Source organism: Vibrio sp. 10N.261.46.A3 (genome assembly GCF_041472995.1).
Classification (GTDB): Bacteria; Pseudomonadota; Gammaproteobacteria; order Enterobacterales; family Vibrionaceae; genus Vibrio; species Vibrio coralliirubri.
The window spans coordinates 1-505 of record NZ_JBFRRH010000213.1 but is presented as its reverse complement, the minus strand read 5'-3'; positions in this window follow the sequence as shown (position 1 = coordinate 505).

Here is a 505-nt window from a genome sequence, read left to right as displayed (position 1 = left end):
GGCGTTATGCGTATAAGCGGGAAGATTCTAGATACATAGGAAGCGAGGGGACAAACCACCATCCTAGCAACAAGAGAGTGTAGCTAAAGAAGTTAGAATCGACAGTCTTGACCACTGCTTTTTTTAGTGTTTCATAAGCTGAAGTTAGTCTGTTTTTATCCATGTGCACCTCCTTAGGGCAATCTTGCAATTGAGAGTCGAACTCAGAGTGAGTTGAGAAATGTGAAGTTATTTGTTGGTACGTACCGGTTAAGTTCGAAATTAGCCAAACAATCAATTCCACAGCTTCAGCCCACTCCCCCGCGCTACCTATGCACCCAGAAGTTTGAGTATGATATTCCGTTTGTTTGGCTGGGTCAATTGGTAATAATAAACCATACGCATAACAAAGCGTTTATGACGGATTCCCAACGCTTGGCATTCTGAGTCTTAGTTAGCTTTAGTGTTTACGGCACAATGGTTTAAGTGTGGTGGTCTGCGTTGCTCACCACTTAACGCGGCGTTA